Genomic DNA, 16013 nt, shown 5'->3' on the forward strand with positions numbered 1-16013 from the left:
GTCGTCTGATGGGCGACGTCGGCAAGCCGGAACGCATCGTCGAGGACGAACCGATCGGATTCCCGGAACAGGAGCCGCTGACGGCTCCCGCGCCGGTCCCCGCACCACCGGCAACCGCACCACCGGTGCCGGTGCCGGTGCCGGCCGAGCCGGAGAAGGAGCCGGCCCGCACCGGGCGGGCCGGGCAGGACGGCCGCGGGCCGCTCCCGCGGTGAGCCTGCTCGGGTGGCGCCAGTGGGCGGTCGACTCCGACGGCCTGCTGCGCCCCGCCTGGACCCCCTGGTCACCCTTCCCGCCCGAGTTCCTGCTGTGGCGTCCGGACGGCCTGACCGAGGCGCACTGCCTGCGCACCGACGATTCCGGGCAGGAGCAGCACGACCGCCTGCCGGGCGCGGACTGCGTGTGCGGCCTCTACGCCTGGCGCGATCCGTCCCTGCTGATCACGGCGCGGCTGCCCCGGTGGACGAGATGCCCCTGCGTGATCGGCGTGGCCCGGCTCGGCGGCCGGGTGGTCGTCGCCGAGCGCGGCTACCGGGCACAGCTGGGCTACCCGGTCGCGGTCTTCGACCCCCGCGGCGTCGTCTCCCCCCGGTACGCGGTCGCGCGTTACCGCAGGTGGCCGGCTCTGGTCGCCGAGTGGCACGCCGCGGGGCCCCGCGGCGGCGAGCCGGCCGACCCGGGCCCCGCCGGGCCGGGCGAATAGCCCGATGACCGATGGGCGCACCCGTGATCACCCACCCAGAAATGGTCACCCAACGTGGCGTAAATCTGACCAATACCTGAACGGGGGTGACCAGAAGTGTCTTTGTGCCCATACCAGGTCACACGCGGCGACCAGGAATACGACCTGGCCGGCTAGGGTCAGATCAGCACGCAACGCCACGAGGCGGGCTTAACCGGGTCTCGTCGCGGCAGATCACTCCCTGGTGGAGCGCGCCCGACCCCAGGTGGCGCGACGGGCGCGCAGCGAGGGGGAACCGTGCGGACAACCGGCACCGCGGCGGACCCCACCGAAACCGGCGAGTCCGCCGAGCCCTCGGACGGGCCGCGGCCGAGCCATCACCACCGCCGTCACCGCCGGCGCAGGCCGCCGCGGGGCCGCGCGGGGCTGGTTCCGGTCGCGGTCCTCGCGGGGTACCTCACGCTCGCCGTCGTCGTCTTCCGCTCCGCGTGGGCCGATCCGGGCGGCGTGGTCTACGGCTACAGCGATTCCGTGCTGTTCGCGTGGTATCTCGGCTGGGTTCCGCACGCCCTGTCCGAAGGTCTCGACCCGTTCGTCACCTCGTACCTGAACGCCCCGACTGGCACGAACATCCTGTGGAGCACACCCGTCCCGCTGCTCGGGCTGGTGACGGCGCCGGTGACCGCGCTGTTCGGCCCCGTCGTCTCCCTCACCCTGCTGCTGACGCTGGCGCCGGCGCTCTCCGCGTTCGCCCTGTTCTGGGTGCTGCGGCGCTGGGTGCCGGCGGCGCCGGCCGCCGTCGCCGGCCTGCTCTACGGCTTCGGCCCGTACCTGGTCGGCGAGTCGTACGGGCACCTGCATCTGACCTTCGCCGTCTTCCCGCCGCTGCTGCTGCTCCTGCTCGACGACCTGATCGTGCGCCGGCGCCCGCCGGTGCGCACCGGGGTGCGGCTCGGCCTCGCGGTCGCCGCCCAGGCCATGATCAGCGAGGAGGTCCTCGCCACCGCCGCGCTGCTCGGCGCGCTCGGGCTCGTCATCGCCGGGCTGACCCACCGCGCCGCCGTCCGCGCGCGGGTGGGCGCGCTCCTGCGTGGCCTGGCGGCCTGCGGCGCGACGGCCGGGGCGTTGCTCGCCTGGCCGCTGACCGCGCAGTTCCTCGGCGGCCAGCGGGTCCACGGCAACATCCAGCCGCACAACGTCGCGGTGTCCGATCTGCTGACCTTCGTCACACCGACCCCGGCCCAGCGGATCGCGCCCGACGTCGCGCTGCGGCACAGCGTGCGTTTCACCGGCAACGCGGTCGAGGTGACCGGCTACCTGGGGCTTCCGCTGCTGCTCGGGGTGGCCGCGATCGCCGTCCGGTTCCGCCGCGAGCCGCTGGTGGCGCTGTTCGCCCCGCTCGGCGCGGTGACGGCGCTGCTCTCCCTGGGCGGGCACCTGCACGTGGACGGACGGGTCACCGGGATCCGCCTGCCCTGGCTGCCGCTGGAGAGCCTCCCGGTGATCAGCAGCGCGCTCCCGTCCCGGCTCGCGCTCTACCTGGCGATGTCGGTGGCGATCGTGCTCGCCGTGGGCCTGACCCGGCTGGCCGACTCCGCCCGGCTGGCCGACTCCGCCCGGCTGCCGTGGCCGGTCGCCCGGGCCGGGCTGGTGCTGCTCACCGCGGTACTGCTGGCGCCGCTCGTGCCGCGCAGCCACGTGGCGACGCCGGTCTCGACACCCGCCTTCTTCACCGGCGACGCCGTCCGGGCCGTTCCCGCGGGCTCGACGGCGCTGGTGCTGCCCTATCCCTATCCGACCCGCACCGAGGCGATGCTCTGGCAGGCCGAGGCGGGCTACCGGTTCCGGCTCGCGGGCTGCTACTGCACCGTCCCGGGGCCGGACGGGCGCGCCGTGTTCAACGCGTGGACCGACCCGCTCAACAGCGCGCTGGTCGCGATCGAGCAGGGCCGGGCGGACGCGGCGGGCGCGCTGGCCGATCCCGCCGTGCGCGCCGCCTTCGACCGGCTCGCGCCCGCCGCGGTGATCCTCGGCCCGACCGCGCACCGTGACGAGCTCGCCCGGCTGGTCACCGGCCTGGCCGGCGCCGGGCCGGCGGACGTCGCCGGGGTCCGGCTGTGGCTGACAACGCCCTGATCACCGTGATCTGAACACTGCGACTGAACACCGTGCTCTGAGCACCGTCCCGTGCGCGCCACCGGTACCCCGGTGTGGCCCGCCCGTGCGACGCGCTGTGACCAGGTGTCCGGAGTTCGACAGCCAAACCGCGGGACAGGACGGGGGCCCGGCTGTTGACTGCCGGTTAATCGCCGGTCGATAGCCTGCGGCGCAACGTTTCGGCGTCCGGTTCGGACGTGCCCGCTCCGAACAGCGTCCGGCACGGATCGTCATTCTGAGGTCGTTCTAAGGATGCGGGGTTGTCCACGGAATCCAGGCTCGGCCGGCCGCGACCCGACCGGTCGGGCGCAACGCTGACGACCCTGCAACGGGCCACGGTCGTCAGCCTTGTGGCGCTCTGCGCCGCGGTGGCGGTCGGCCTCGGCCTGACCGCCCGCGACGACCCGCCGAGCCCGGCCTGGCCACCGGGGCGGCAGTCGACGTCCTGCCAGAACGTGAAGATCTTCACCGGCCAGGTGGACTCGCCGTACAACCGGTTCGCGCGGGTGCTGCGCACCCGGCTGCAGGCCGCCCCCGAGCACTGGGACGTCGAGGTCGTCACGACCGGTGGCTCCGCGGAGAACATCTACCACCTGGAGGAACAGCAGTACCGGACGTGCTCCCTGGCGCTGGCCCAGCTCAGCACGACCGTGGACGCCGGGTCCGCCATCCACCAGTTCTCCCCCCAGCGGGGCGGCCACCTCGTCGACGGGCTGCGCACCCTCGGGCCCGCCCACGACGACCTCCTCCACGTGATCGTCCGCGCGCCCGGGACCAGCCCGCCCGGCACCGGCGCGGACGTGCGGACCTTCGCCGACCTCTGCGACCGGGCCATCGCCGCCGGGCAGCAGAACTCGGGCACCCGCCAGATCGGCGACGTCCTCCTGCACGTCGGCCTGCCGAGCAGCGGGTGCCGACCGCGGCTGGAGGACGGCTCCATCGACGACGGGCTGCGGCTGCTGGTCGCCGGCGCCGTCGACGCGGTGTTCTGGGCCGGTGGCGCCGGCACCGAGCGCATCCGGACCGAGCTCGCGAGCGGCGCGAAACTGCAGGTCCTCGACCTGGGGCAGTTCCGCGACGCGATCGCGGCGAACTGGGAGGAGGTCTACCACCCACCCGGGCGGTACTTCCCCGGCACCGTCTTCCCCCCCGGCCACCTCGGGCCACGGGACTACCCGGGGATGACGGACGTGGACACCGTCTCGCTGCCCAACGGCGTCCTGGCGCACGAGCGGGCCGACCCGGCGCTGGTCCGGCGGGCGACAGCCGACCTCTTCGCCGATCCGGCCGAGTACGAACGCGCCCTGTGGGGCGACAACCCGGCCGGCCGCCGCGTCCCGGACGCGCTGACCGTCTACGAGAGCCCGCTGTTCTGCTACGTCCCGCTGCATCCGGCCGCCGCCGAGTACTACCGGCTACGGTTCGACCGCGGACCCGACTGTGGCCGGTGACCCGTGCTGAGCCCGCTGACCGACTCCGACCCGCGCGTCATCGGCCCCTACCGGCTGTACAACCGGATCGGCGCCGGCGGGATGGGCATCGTCTACCTCGGATTCAGCCCGGACGACCGGCCGGTCGCGGTGAAGGTGCCGAACCCGCAGCACGCCACCGACCCGGAGTTCCGCGCCCGGTTCCGGGCGGAGGTGTCGGCCGCGCGGGGCGTGAACGGCCCCACGGTCGCCCGCGTCATCAACGCCGAGCTGAACGGCCCGCAGCCGTGGCTGGCCACCGAGTACGTGGAGGGCCCGAGCCTGAACGCGGCGGTGAACGACGGCTGCCCGCTGGTCGACCGCCAGCTCGACACGCTCGCCGTCGGCCTGGCCCAGGCCCTGGTCGCCATCCACCAGGCCGGCGTGGTGCACCGCGACCTCAAGCCGGCGAACATCGTGATGTCCTGGTCCGGCCCGAAGGTCATCGACTTCGGGGTGGCCCGCTCCGCCGACTACAGCGGCTACACCCGGGCCGGCGAGGTCGTCGGCACCGTCGCGTGGATGGCTCCGGAGCAGATCCGCGGGCACACCGCGGGGCCCGCGGCGGACGTCCACGCCTGGGCCCTCTGCGTCGGGTTCGCCGCGACCGGCCGCCGGCTCTTCCGCGGCGACACCCAGGAGATCGTGGCGTTGCAGATCAGCTCCGTGCCACCCGACCTGAGTGACATCCCCGAGCACCTGCTCGGACCGGTGCGCGCCGCCCTGGACAAGTCACCGGACGAACGCCCGGACGCCCGCGACCTCCTCGCGATGCTGACCGGCGACGGCCCGCGCGCGGCGCCGACAGGCGGACGCCGGCCGGTCGGCGTCCGCCTGGGGGCCGGCGCCGGCCCCCAGGCGGACGCCGACGCGACCCGGGCGACGGCCTCGATCGGGGCCGGCACGAATCCACCCCCGGTCATCGCGCACGTTTCCGACCCCCGCGGTCGCCCCGGCCCGCCCGCCGCTCCCCTCTCGTCCGGTTCCGCGGCGCCACCCGATGCCCCCAGCCACCCCGACTCCGGCTCGTCGCGGGATCGCTCTGATCACCAGGGCTCCGCGGTGTCGTCCGCGTGGTTCCTGCTGATGTCGTTGACCGCGGTGGGCCTGGCCGGCGCCGCCCTGCTCGGGGCCGCCGCGGCGGGCCTGGCGGCCGGTGTGACCGGGCCGGTCGGCGCGGGCGGGGTCGCCGCGGCCTGTGCCCACGCGCTCGCCCCGGCCCGCGGTCGGCGCGCCCTCACCGCCGTTCTCGCGGCCGCCGTCGGCGCGGCCGGCGGTCTCGTCCTCGCCCGGCTCGCCCACCTCGACGCGCCGATCCCCGTCCTGACCGAGATCACGACCGCCTGTCTGCTGGCGAGCGCCGTCGCGATCGTGATGGCGGGCCCGCCCCGCACACCGCCGACCCGCACGCGCCCACCCCGTCCGGCCGAACCCGCTCAGGCTCCACGCGGCCCGGCCGAGCCGAGGAACGGCCCGGCCGAGCCGGCGAGCGGCGCCGCCGCTGTCAGCCGGCGCCGTTGTTGGTGAGGGTGAAGGTCGTGGTCGCGAAGACCGGGTCCGGGACGTAGTCGGTGGTGGCGCCGTCGGGAACGAACAGCGCGGCGATGACGATGGTGTCGACGCCGGAGAACTGACCGCGGTCGAACGTCAGTACCCGGATGTCGCTTCCCGGGAGGAGCGCCGGGACGACCGGGCACGGATTGCCGCTCACCGACTCGCAGGTCCAGAAGATCGTCCCGGGCGGAGTGGCCGCGGCGGGGCTGTCCGCGTTGACGGGGGTCGCCGTCCAGCTCACCGTGCCGGGAACACCGATGTCGACGTTGTCCGGCGGGGGGTTTCCGGGGTCGGCGGTGATGACGACACCGATCGCCGCCGGCCGGGGCGTCGCGCTGGCCGAGGCGGTGTTGTTGGCGGAGTTCGCGTCGGGGGTGTCCGCCGTGACGCTGGCGGTCACCGTCTGCGCGCCGAGGGACACGTCGCCGGCGAGGCCGTCCAGCGCCAGCGTCACGCTGGCCCCGGGAGCCAGGGAACCGACCGTCCACGTACCGGTCGACGGGTTGTAGGACGTGGAACCCGACGGGGCCGCGGCGGGCGACGCCAGCCCGGCGGGTACCGGGACGGTGGCGGTGACACCCGTCGAGGTGACCGTGGCGCTGGTGTTCGTCACCGTGGTCGTGAAGGTCACCGCACTGCCGTAGGCCGGCGTGGCGGTGCTGACCGTCTGGGCGATGGACAGGTCCGCGTCCGATGAACCGACGACGGTGAGCGTCGCGGTGGCGGTGAGCCCCTTGGCCTTGGCCGTGACGGTGTGCGCGCCGGGCACGGTCGCGGTGCAGGTCGACTGGGTACAGCTGCCGTCGGGGGCGATCGTGAGATAGGCGCCCAGGTTCGACAGCGGGTTACCGGCCGCGTCGAAGCCCTGCACCGTGTAGTTCCGCGTCGCCCCGGGGGCGATCGTCGCGGTGGTCGGGCTGATCGCCAGCGTGGCCAGTACCCCGGCCTTCACCGTGATCGTGTCGGTCGTCGGGAACGGGATCGGCGCGGCGCCGACCGGCGTGAACGTGCCCGGGAACGCGTAGCTGCCCGGCGCGGTCGGCACCGTGACGCCGGCGTACGAAATGGTTCCGGTCTGCCCGGCGGCGCAGTTCGTCGCCACCGTGACGGCGGTCGACCCGTCCGGCTGCGCGGCGGTCCCCGTGATCTGGAACTGCGCGCACGCCGAACTCGTGCTCAGAAAGCCCTCGGCGGACGCCGAACCGGTCTGCGGAGTCGAGAAGCCCGCCGGCACCCGCACGCCCACCGTGCCGGGTACCGCCCCGCTGGGAGCGGTGTAGACCAGGCTCAACCCGACGCCCTGTGCCCCGCTCACCACCGAGTTGGTCGTCAGCCGCAACTGCCCTGGACGGACCGTCGCCGCCAGAGCGCTACTTACCGTGACGAAAACCGCGAGCGCCGCGACGGCACCGACCACCGTCATACGTCTGCTCCGGCCGGTTCTCCGCAGCCGACGCCCCACATATTGAACTCTCATGCCCCGTCCCCCCAAAGAACCCAATGCCCAGTTCGGATACGGAACGTATCCAAAAACCGATCAATGGGGAGATTGAAGCGAGTAACCGAAACGGCGGTGCTCGATCAGGGTTCTCTCGGGCGGGTCAGCCGCCGGACGGCCTTGGTTCGGAGCTGCGCGACCGGCAGGTCGACGCGGCGCTCGTGTGGGGTGAGCAGGCCGTGCCGCTGCCGGAGGCCCCCCTGGATGTGATCATCACGATCGGCGAGATCGACCATCCGATGGTCACCGATGCCGCCGCCTGGATCGCGGCCGCGCTGTGGAAGGCGGGTTCCCGCGAGCCCTGGCTGCGGCGCGCGACCGAGTGGTGCTGGGCGACGCTGAAGCGCCCGGACGAGCTGAGCGGCTATCTGCTGAAGTTCGCCCTCGCCTTCCTCGACCAGGTTCCCGAGCCGGCCCGCGCCGACGGCGGCTGGACGTTCGACTGGCTCGGTTGGTCACCGGGACAGTCCGTCGAGTGGCGCGGTCTCGTCACGCTGCAAGCGCTGGAGACGCTCACCGCGCACGGCCGGATCACGCTGCCCCGCGCCGTCTGACAGTGGAGCGGCAGGCCACGCCACGCGGGTCTCCCCGACTCGCTCGACGTGATGACTGTGTCAATCTATCGTTGATGCATGCTTTATCCCACTCCGGCCCTCGGGCCCGCCGACGATCAGGTGCTCGGCGAGATCGACGGCCTGCGGGATGCGCTGCGGCACCAGATCCAGACCACATCGCCGAAATGGACTGACGGGCTCCGGAAGTTCCTGACCGCCGATGCCGTCGCGGCCTCGAACTCCATCGAGGGTTTCAAGGTGTCCACGATCGACGTCCAGGATCTGATGGCCGGCGAGCGGGATGTCGAGGTCTCGGACGAGAACCGCGAGGAGACCCTCGCCTATCAGCGGATGATGACGTACATCCAGACGCTCCACGATGCCGAGGACTTCAGCTACAGCAAAGGGCTGCTCAACGCGCTGCACTGGATGCTGCAGGGTCACCGGCACACCGTGCGCAAGCCGGCCGGGCAGTGGCGCCGGGGCCCGGTCTACGTCACCGACGCCCGCGACCCCGGCATCGCGGCCTATACAGCCCCGGGCGCCGAGGGCGTCCCCGCGCTGATGAACGAGCTCATCGGCTGGCTCGACGCCGCCGACGGCGCCCATCCGCTGGTACGGGCGGCAATGGCTCACCTGCACCTGGTGTCCATCCATCCCTGGGCTGACGGGAACGGCCGGATGTCCCGTTCGCTGCAGACGCTCATGATCGCCCGCGAAGGTGTCCTGGCCCCGGAGTTCTCGTCGGTCGAGGCGTGGCTCGGCCGGCCCGGCAACACCTGGGAGTACTACCGCGAACTCAGCGACCGGGGCGCGACGTACCTTCCCGGCCAAAACGTCTCCAGCTGGATCCGGTTCAATCTGACCGCCTACCACCAGCAGGCCCAGACCGTTCAGGGCCGACTCGACCGCTCCGGGCGGGTGTGGGGGGCGCTCGCGGAATTCACCGAGAGCACCGGTCTGGACGAGCGTGTGGTGAGCGCCCTGCACGATGTGGCCATGGCCGGGCGGGTCCGCCGCTCACGCTACGAGCAGGCCGAGGGCCTGAGCCTGCAGCAGGCGCAACGCGACCTGCGCGACCTCACGACCGCCCAGGTCCTGGAACCGGTCGGCCGAACCCGGGCCCGCTACTACACGGCCGGCCCCCGCTTCCCTCAGCCGGCACTCGACCTCGCACGCAAACCCATGACGCTGCGTAATCCCTACTCCGGCTGAGCCTTGCCCCGCGCCATGGCCCCTACCGTCCGACGGATCGCGGGTACTTTCACGTGCCCGTATCCGTTCGGGAGACGTGAGCGGGAGAGGAGTCCGGCGTGGCCGACGCCGATGTTCGTATCCCCGCGGAGGCCCGGGACCGGCTCACCGAGGTGGCCGCGGCGGAGGGTCTGTCTCTGCGGGCCTACCTGGCGCGTCTCGCGCAGACGCTGTTGACGCGGGAGTGGAACGGCTACGACCCCGCCCCCGGCCGTCCCGACGGCGCGGTCATCGCGACCGCGGCACCGCAGCGGTGGGCCGCCCGTCCGGTACGGATTCTCGACCTCGACCTGTGACGACTCGTCGGCCGCCCCAGTCGTTGCGGCCGCACGGCGGCTACTCGTAAGTAACAGTCGGCTGCCGGCGGTGGACCACCCGCCCGCTGTGGTCCACCGCCGCCGTGTCAAGGCCGCTGGATGTCTACGATGTGTCCTCGCGTCCCGGTCCGGGCGCCGGCCTGGGATGCTGGCTTCGGGCGATGGGTGCGGCCGAGGGGGTCAGGTGGCGGTCGGTCCGGATGGCGCACGGGTCGTGGCCGGTCGTTACCGGCTGGTGGCACGGCTCGGAGCCGGTGCGATGGGAACCGTCTGGCGCGCCTTCGACCAGGTCCTGGAGACCGAGGCGGCGCTCAAGGAGATCGAGTTCGCCGGCGGCGTGCCCGACCACGAGCGCGCCGAACGGGTCGAGCGGGCGCTGCGCGAGGCGCGGCACGCGGCCAAGCTGCGCGGCCATCCGCACGTGGTGACCATCCTGGACGTCGTCCTCGAGGACGGCCTGCCGTGGATCGTGATGGAGCTCGTCCCGTCCAGGTCGCTGTTCGAGGTGGTGCGGGACGACGGGCCGCTGCCGGTGCCGCAGGTCGCCCGGATCGGCGTCGCGATGATCGACGCGCTGCTCGCCGCCCGCGCCCAGGGAATCGTGCACCGGGATGTGAAACCGTCCAATGTTCTGATCGGCACGGACGGGCGCGTGGTGCTCACCGACTTCGGAATCGCCACCGGCGACGGCGATCCGACTCTCACCGTGACCGGAGTACTGGGCACCCCGCTGTACATGGCACCCGAGCGGCTGAACAACGCTCCGGCCACCTTCGAGGCCGACCTGTTCAGTCTCGGGGGAACGCTGTACTTCGCCGTCGAGGGCCGACCGCCGTTCGAGCGGGAGAGCTTCGGCGCGATGCTCGCCTCGGTGCTGCTGCACCCGCCGACGCCGATGCGGCTCGCCGGCCCGCTGGCGGACGTCCTGACCGGACTGCTGGAGAAGGAGCCGGAGCGGCGGCTGCCGGCCGGGGTGGCCTGGTCGATGCTCGACACACTGATCAGGAGCGGGATGGCCGCGGGAGGCGGAGGCGGCTCGCCCGTCGGCGGCGCGACCGCGACCGGTACCGCCGTGCTCGGGAACCGGGCCGGCCGTCCGGTCGTGCGCGCCGACGGGCTGGGCTGGCAGGCTCGTGCGGACGGTGCGGACGGTGCCGAATCCTGGCGGGCGCCGGGCACGTTGGAAGGCGAGCCGGAGTTCGGCAGCGGTCGGATCCAGCCACCCGGGCTGGTACCCCGGGTGGACCCCGAGGCCCCGACGACCCTCGCCGGCATTCCGCCCGTCCGTCCCGGCGGGCCAGCACCCGTCGAGACCGGGGCTGAGCCCGACGGGCACGATGACGCCGAGCGGCACAGTGCCGCGGACGAGCCGGTCGGCACGCCGCCACCGCCCACCGAAGTCTCCGTCGTCGAGCAGGACGGCGCGCTGCTGATCACCTGGGAGCCCTCGCCGGGCGCCGCGGCCTACCGGGTGATCCGGGTCGTCCCGGACGCCGCCGCGGCCGGCGGGCGGCGGGAGCGCAGTCTCGGCAGCACCACCGCGACCGAGCTGTTCGACGCCGGGGTGCCCAAGGGCGTCCAGGTGTGGCACGAGGTCATCGCGATCGGGCCGGGTGCGGGCGGTGGCGCCCGGTCGGCACCCGCCCGCGGCCCCGCCCGGGTGGTGCTGCCGCCGGTGACCGCGCTGCGCGCCGACATGACGGACGACGCCGTCGCGCTGTCCTGGCGTCCCGTCCCGGGCCGCGACGAGGTGATCATCGAACGGACGCACGACCAGACGTCCTCGATGCGCGGGGCGATGCGGCGGTACCGCGGCTTCGGCGGGGCCTTCGTCGACAGCGACGTGCAGGCGGGCGCGGTCTACCGCTACCGCGTGTGGGTGGCGGCGGGCGAGGAGTCGGACGGGCTGCGCCCGGCGGCGTGCGCCGAGGTCACCGCCCGGGTGATCGCCAGACCGCGCGCCGTCGTCGACCTGGAGGCGCGGGAGACCCTCGGCGGTACCGTGCTGCGCTGGACGACCGTGCCCGGATCTGTGGTCCGCGTGTACGCCACCCAGGCTCCGGAGCAGGCGGGCCTGGCCGGCACCGGCCCGTTCGGCCCGGTGGACCGCGAGGTCGGCCTCGGTTCCCTGGAGGGCCGGGCCCGCCTCGTCGGTGAGAGCCGGCGGGGCCGGCTGATCGACCGGGACAGCACCGGCACGGTGGTCTACACCCCGGTGAGCGTCGCGGAGGACCGGGCGGTGATCGGCACCGCCGTCACCCACACCGCCCCGTGAGCTGTCGGGGCGCGATGCGAGCATGGCCGCCGTGAACATCTCCACCTCCGAGATCGACGCCCACGGGAACGACAGCGCCGAGCACGGCGAGCAGGGCGACGACAGCTACCGGCTCGACAGCGACGGCCTCGACGGCACCGGCCTCGACAGCACCGGCGACGGCCTCGACGGCGGCGAGCCCGTGGCCGACGAGCAGGGCGCCCGGCCCGCGTACGGGTACACCGAGATCGACTCCGCCGGCGCCCGCGCCGCGAACAGGCACTACTGGGATTCCGAAGCCCCCTCCTACTACGCCGAGCACGGCGACTTCCTGGGTGACGTCGACTTCTGCTGGAGCCCGGAGGGGCTGCGCGAGTCCGAGGCGCGGCTGCTCGGGGACGTCGCCGGCCGGGTCGTCCTGGAGGTCGGCTGCGGCGGGGCGCAGTGCTCGCGGTGGCTGGCCGGGCAGGGCGCGACCGTCGTCGCCACCGACCTGTCGACCGGCCAGCTCGCGCAGGCGCGCGCGCTGAACGACCGCACCGGAGTGTCGGTTCCGCTGTTCCAGGCCGACGCCATCACGCTGCCGGTGCGCTCGGAGAGCGTCGACATCGCCTGTTCGGCGTTCGGCGCCGTCCCGTTCGTCACCGACAGCGCGGCCCTGATGCGGGAGGTCGCCCGGGCCCTGCGGCCCGGCGGCCGCTGGGTCTTCTCGACCACCCACCCCTTCGTGTGGTGCCTGCCGGACGCCCCCGACGCCAACGGGCTAGTCGTCTTCCACAGTTACTTCGACCGCCGGGCGTACACGGAGCACTCCGGCACCGGGGAACCGACCTACATAGAGGCACACCGGACGATGGGCGACCGCGTGCGCGAGATCATCGCCGCCGGCCTGGTCCTACTCGACGTCATCGAGCCGGAATGGCCTGAGGGTCACAACCGGGTGTGGGGCCAGTGGGGACCCCTTCGGGGGCAGTTCGTTCCGTCGACGTCGATCTTCGTCACGGCCAAACCGGGCTGACGGCGACCGACCTTCGGGCCATCCGTGGTCTCGCTCACCGCGACGGCCGGCGGTCGACCCGCGAGATCCCGCCTACGGTGGGTGCAGGTCGACGCGACGCCCCACTGCACGGGCGCCGGGAGGTGATCGCCATGCGTGATACGCCAAGAAGCCAGTCGGCCCAGTACTTGCGGGCCTCGATGTACGAGGTGCTCGGGATCGCACCTACGGCTTCGGACGAGGAGGTCCATGCCGCCTATCGGCGCGTGGTGAAACGCGCCCATCCGGACGCCGGCGGATCCCAACGCGCGTTCCTCCGGGTGAACGCGGCGTACCGGGTGTTGAGCGACCCCGGTATGCGGCGAGCCCACGATCTGTGGCTCGCCCATCTGCTCGACGCATATGACCAGCCGGGACGCACCGGCGGCGGGCGCTCGCCCGGCGGGCGGACCCCGCCCTCCGGACGCCACCCCGCCGACGGACGTCCCGGATCCGACGGACGAACGAACCCGGGCGGGCGCACGACGCCCGGCGGGCAGGCGGACAACCCCGGGCAGGTGGCTCCCGGCAATCGGGGCACCTCGGATGACCGGACACCCCCCGCGGGGGGTGCCGCCCCGGGCCGGCGGGGAGCGTCCGGGCGGGCCTCCGATCAGTGGGGGCCCGGCCAGGGCGCGGACACCGCCGGCGGCTGGGGTGAGGCCGGCGGCTGGGGCAGCGCCGGTGACTGGGGCGAGGCCGCTGCCGATCCCCGGTCGGCTGAGGGCCGGGCTCCCGGCGGCCGGGGCGGCCCGGACCGGCGGGCACACCCCGGGCCGCGCGGGGTCTCCGGTGGGCGGCGCCGCTCGCGCCGGCGCCCACCGGCCGACGCCGCCGAGTGGGTCGTGCCGCCCGGCCAGGCCACGGCACCGGACGGCGGTCCGGCCGGGCCGCCGCCGTACGAGGTGACCGGCGGGGCCGAGACCTGGGCCACCTGGTCGGACGAGGACCACCTCAGGCGGGACCTCGGCCGGCGGGCACAGCGCAGGTACCTGGTCTCGATGGCGCTGTGCCTGACGCTGTTCGTGCTGGCGGGCGCGGTGGTGCGGCTCTACTCCATCCCGGTGGCGCTGGGCATGATGCTGGCCTCGATGGTGATCCCGCCGCTGGCGGTCCTGGCGGTCAACGCCGCGCGCCGCCGCTGAGACGCTTCGCTCAGCTGCCGCGCGGGGGCCGCTCACGGTCTGCCGGACAGTTCCGAAATCGCAGGTGTTAACGGCATCGTTTGGGGAATCCCTGCAACAGGTCGACGAACGGACAATGCGACCCCATGTGGGGAGAACACCCGGTAACGAGCCGAAGGAGAAGGCGATGAGGTTGCTGCCCAGGATTCGCCGTGAGGCCCGACGCGACGTCAACAAGGCCGACCGTGCCGGAGCTCGCGGGCTTCGGCGGCTCCGTCGGCGCTCGCACAGCCGCGGGACGACCACCACCAGCTATTGATCGGCCGCCCCGGAACAGAAATACGCGACAACAGGGTGGGGCGCGACACCGGACACACGGTGTCGCGCCCCACCCTGTTCGGCCGATACGGCACACGGCACCGCAATCACCGGTGACTGGCACCCACCGGACCGAACAGCGACAAACATGATCGATACATGTCATACATCAACGCAATACGGATTAATCCCACAGTCGACACAACGCCCAAGCCTGGGTGACAAGGTGCTTTTCGGCACGGTTATGGTTGGCCCCGCACTTGCCGTTGGGGGCCGACCGTGTATCACGCGTTTCGCACCGCCGGACGTGCCGCGTCCAGGCGACGTCGGCGGTCCGGGGTTCCGGCGTGCGCGGCACTCGCGCTCACCGTCGTCCTCGGACTCGCCGCAGCCTGCTCGAGTGACGCGGCCGCGTCCAGTTTCACTCCCGCGCCGCATGCCACGAGAGTGCCCCCGTCGGTCGCTCCGGACCCGCTCCCACCGCTGAGCAGCTTCATCACCCAGCCGGACGGCAGCCGGGTCTCGACCGTCAGCGCGGACTACCTCTTCGACGCGAACAGCGCTGACCTGCGGCCCGCGGCCGCCACCGCGCTCGCCGGGATCGTCCCGCAGATCCGTGAGCACGACGGGCGGGTCCAGGTCGTCGGATACAGCGACGGCCTCGGGTCCACGGAGCACAACCTCGACCTCTCCCGCCGGCGGGCGGTGGCCGTCCAGGCCTACCTGACGAGCCAGGACATCCCGGCCTCGCTGCTCGAGGTCGAGGCCAAGGGCGAGGAGGGCGCCACCGACGGGGTCGCGGACGCCAGCCGGCGCCGAGTGGAGATCGTGCTGCGATGACCGGGGCGACGACAACGACCACGACGTCCGCGAAGACCACGACGTCCGCGGCACCGGTGACATCCCGGCGCCGCGGCGGGGCGGGACGCCCACGCGCCCGCGGGGCCGGTCTGCTCGCCGCCGCGCTGCTCACACTGCCCCTGCTCACCTCCTGCGACGCGATGGACACGATGCTCGGGCGGGAGGCCGGCGGCCCGCTCGACTGCACCCGCTACCAGGAGGACGCGCCCAAGGGCGGCGCCCCGCTGCTCATGCTCTATCTGGACGTCTCCGACAACTCGCCGGAGAACGCCACCCGCGTCTCCGAGGGCCTGCGGCCCTATTTCGAGGCCGCGCTGCGGGAGGGCCAGTACATCCGCCTCGTCGCCAGCGGCGGCGGGGACGCCGGCCTGACCTATTCGGACTGCCTCGACGGCGGAGCCGTCTTCAGGATCGACCGGAACAACGACACCCGCGAAGAGAAGGACCGCACCGCGGCGACCGACGCGCTCACCGAGGAGGTCGACCACGTCGTGCAGAGCGAGCAGGTCCGCCCCACAGGCAGCGTCACCGGCCTGCTCTCCGGCGTGAACGACGAGATCGCCACGCTGCGGGCGGCGCCCAACGTCGAGATCGGCGCGGTCACCGTCGTGGTCTGGAGCGATCTGCTCGGTACCGGCCAGGCCTCCGACTGCCTCAACGTGGACGGGAAGAAGGCGTCGGTGCAGATCGCGGAGGCCATGGTGCGCCGCTGCTTCTCCCCGGAGACCCAGCAGCTCACGGCGATCGCGAACAGCAAGGTCCGCTTCATCGGTGTGAACGAGGGGGCGGCGACCAGGCCTCAGCAGGATATCGCCCGCTATCTGAAGGGCGAGCTGTGTCGACGGATCAGCAGTGACTGCGGCTGACGCCGCCCCCATCACCCAGCTGGGGGGTGCGCCAAGCCCGGGGATCGCAGCCACGCCCTCCGCCGGGAC

14 protein-coding genes are annotated in these 16013 nt (G+C 73.3%); 13 read left to right on the forward strand and 1 reads right to left on the reverse strand.

Annotated elements, in window-relative coordinates; translation table 11 throughout:
- Window positions 1-8: 8 nt before the first annotated feature.
- From B056_RS0102570 to B056_RS0102590, 5 genes are all read left to right on the forward strand, one after another.
- Complete coding sequence (locus B056_RS0102570; RefSeq protein WP_018500339.1) at window positions 9-215, forward strand: hypothetical protein; 207 nt, start codon at window positions 9-11, stop codon at window positions 213-215.
- The gene (locus tag B056_RS0102575) at window positions 212-703 is read left to right on the forward strand and encodes a hypothetical protein (RefSeq protein WP_018500340.1); all 492 of its coding nucleotides are present in this window, start codon (window positions 212-214) and stop codon (window positions 701-703) included. Before B056_RS0102570 ends, B056_RS0102575 begins: the two co-directional genes overlap by 4 nt.
- Window positions 704-979: 276 nt before the next feature.
- Window positions 980-2818, forward strand: coding sequence for a hypothetical protein (locus B056_RS34800; RefSeq protein ID WP_018500341.1), 1839 nt, complete (start codon window positions 980-982; stop codon window positions 2816-2818).
- A gap of 281 nt (window positions 2819-3099) precedes the next feature.
- Entirely contained in the window at window positions 3100-4290 is a 1191-nt protein-coding gene (locus B056_RS0102585; protein ID WP_026239247.1) for a TAXI family TRAP transporter solute-binding subunit, read from the forward strand.
- Between the two features lie 3 nt (window positions 4291-4293).
- Window positions 4294-5835 (forward strand): serine/threonine-protein kinase, encoded by a 1542-nt coding sequence (locus tag B056_RS0102590; RefSeq protein WP_018500343.1) that lies wholly within the window; start codon window positions 4294-4296, stop codon window positions 5833-5835.
- Here the strand turns inward: B056_RS0102590 and B056_RS34805 are convergent.
- Complete coding sequence (locus B056_RS34805) at window positions 5813-7285, reverse strand: DUF11 domain-containing protein (RefSeq protein ID WP_020572277.1); 1473 nt, start codon at window positions 7283-7285, stop codon at window positions 5813-5815. The genes B056_RS0102590 and B056_RS34805 overlap by 23 nt on opposite strands.
- 254 nt (window positions 7286-7539) lie before the next feature.
- Between B056_RS34805 and B056_RS34810 the strand changes: the two genes are divergently transcribed.
- The 8 genes from B056_RS34810 (at window position 7540) to B056_RS0102635 (ending at window position 15944) form a co-directional block, all read left to right on the forward strand.
- On the forward strand, window positions 7540-7914 hold the full coding sequence (locus B056_RS34810; protein ID WP_195905812.1) for a hypothetical protein: 375 nt from the start codon (window positions 7540-7542) through the stop codon (window positions 7912-7914).
- A gap of 78 nt (window positions 7915-7992) precedes the next feature.
- Window positions 7993-9129, forward strand: coding sequence for a Fic family protein (locus B056_RS0102605; protein WP_018500345.1), 1137 nt, complete (start codon window positions 7993-7995; stop codon window positions 9127-9129).
- A 98-nt stretch (window positions 9130-9227) separates the two neighbouring features.
- Window positions 9228-9464, forward strand: a complete 237-nt coding sequence (locus tag B056_RS34815) for a hypothetical protein (protein WP_018500346.1) — start codon at window positions 9228-9230, stop codon at window positions 9462-9464.
- Between the two features lie 205 nt (window positions 9465-9669).
- On the forward strand, window positions 9670-11760 hold the full coding sequence (locus B056_RS0102615; RefSeq protein WP_018500347.1) for a serine/threonine-protein kinase: 2091 nt from the start codon (window positions 9670-9672) through the stop codon (window positions 11758-11760).
- Between the two features lie 22 nt (window positions 11761-11782).
- Window positions 11783-12757: a class I SAM-dependent methyltransferase gene (locus B056_RS0102620; protein WP_018500348.1), complete on the forward strand. Its 975-nt coding sequence runs from the start codon at window positions 11783-11785 to the stop codon at window positions 12755-12757.
- Between the two features lie 131 nt (window positions 12758-12888).
- Window positions 12889-13920, forward strand: a complete 1032-nt coding sequence (locus B056_RS0102625) for a DnaJ domain-containing protein (RefSeq protein WP_026239248.1) — start codon at window positions 12889-12891, stop codon at window positions 13918-13920.
- A 744-nt stretch (window positions 13921-14664) separates the two neighbouring features.
- Window positions 14665-15057 carry an OmpA family protein gene (locus B056_RS0102630; protein WP_018500350.1) on the forward strand — a complete coding sequence of 131 codons (393 nt, stop codon included), beginning with the start codon at window positions 14665-14667 and terminating at the stop codon, window positions 15055-15057.
- Window positions 15054-15944, forward strand: a complete 891-nt coding sequence (locus B056_RS0102635) for a hypothetical protein (RefSeq protein ID WP_018500351.1) — start codon at window positions 15054-15056, stop codon at window positions 15942-15944. The genes B056_RS0102630 and B056_RS0102635 overlap by 4 nt, the downstream gene beginning before the upstream one ends.
- The last annotated feature ends 69 nt before the right edge of the window (window positions 15945-16013 follow it).

The sequence above is a fragment of the Parafrankia discariae genome, assembly GCF_000373365.1.
Lineage (GTDB): Bacteria > Actinomycetota > Actinomycetes > Frankiales > Frankiaceae > Parafrankia > Parafrankia discariae.